This window comes from Stenotrophomonas sp. 05L44_2, assembly GCF_056665995.1.
This window is the reverse complement of sequence record NZ_JBFTNR010000926.1, coordinates 1-1,323: the sequence shown is the minus strand read 5'-3', so window position 1 is coordinate 1,323 and position 1,323 is coordinate 1. Positions and strand designations below refer to the sequence as shown.

At 65.8% G+C, this 1,323-nt stretch carries 1 protein-coding gene and 1 pseudogene; both read right to left on the bottom strand.

What is annotated here, in order from left to right; translation table 11 throughout:
• Positions 1–1,099, bottom strand: a 1,099-nt coding sequence (gene hemN / locus AC1VAN_RS22030; protein WP_480986769.1) for an oxygen-independent coproporphyrinogen III oxidase, incomplete at its 3' end; no start/stop codon positions are given.
• Between the two features lie 44 nt (positions 1,100–1,143).
• Positions 1,144–1,323, bottom strand: a pseudogene (locus AC1VAN_RS22025) (group III truncated hemoglobin); the annotation flags it as partial.

Below are 1,323 nucleotides of genomic sequence, written 5' to 3'. Positions count from 1 at the left end.
GCTGTCCTTGGTCCACCGCGCTCTCCCACGACGGCAGGTCACGCGGATTCTGGCTGTAGGTGGCACCGATGTGACTGATCGCACTTACGCCAAGGCCGAGCAGATCGGTGTCGGCGTGGGTGGTGTAGCCCATGAAGTTGCGATGCAGCTGGCCGGCGCGCTGGGCACGCGACAGGTCTTCTTCCGGCAAAGCAAAGTGATCCATGCCGATGTACTGGTAGCCGGCTGCGGACAGGCGCTCCACCGCCAGGCCCAGCAGCGCCAGCTTGTCTTCCGGCGAGGGCATGCGGCTTTCGTCGATCTGTCGCTGCGCGCGGAACAGGTGAGGCAGATGCGCATAGCCATACACCGCCAGTCGATCCGGACGCAGCGCCAGCACCAGTTCCAGGGTACGGCCGAAGCCCTCAAGGCTCTGCCCTGGCAGGCCGTAGATCAGATCGACGTTGACCGAACGCATGCCGCTGTCGCGGCAGGCACGCAGGATATCCAGCGTCTGCCGTACGCCCTGCACCCGGTTGATCGATTCCTGCACCTGCGGGTCGAAATCCTGCACGCCCAGGCTGGCGCGGTTGAAGCCCAGCCGGGCCAGCATCGCCACATCGCTGGTGTCGATGAAACGCGGGTCCAGTTCGATGGAAAAATCACGCTGCGACGAACCGCTGAAATCGAAGCGGCGGCGCAGGCCCTCGACCAGTGCGGTCATCGCATCGGCATCGAGGAAATTCGGCGTACCACCGCCGAGGTGCAGCTGGATCACTTCACGACCATCGGCGAACTGCGGTGCCAGCAGGTCCGCCTCGGCCAGCACGCGTGACACGTAGCTGTGGCCACGCCCGCGGTCGCGGGTGATCACCCGGTTGCAGCCACAGTAGAAGCAGGGGCTGGAGCAGAATGGCACGTGGACGTACAACGACAACGCGCGCGCCAACGGGTTGCTGTCGGCGATCGCCTGGCGCAGCGCGGGTGCATCGAAGCCGTCATGGAAGTGCGGCGCGGTGGGATAGGAGGTGTAGCGCGGGCCGGGACGGTCATGCCGTCGCAGCATATCGGGATCGAAGGTCCAGGCCAGGCCACCGGCAGCGGGAGAGAACGTGTCCATGGCGCCAGCATCGCCCCAAGCCTGGCGGTACGCCTTGACCCAGATCAATCCTTGGTGGGCACGCCCAGCACCGGCAGCATGACCTGCGGCCAGCGCAGCATCTGGTAGCGGCGCCAGAAGGTGTCGGCGATGCGGGCGGCCACATCGTCGGCAAGCGCTTGCATGGGCGGGTTGTTGCATTCGGCCGTGGTGATGTGGAACAGCACCAGCCAGCGGTCGAACAG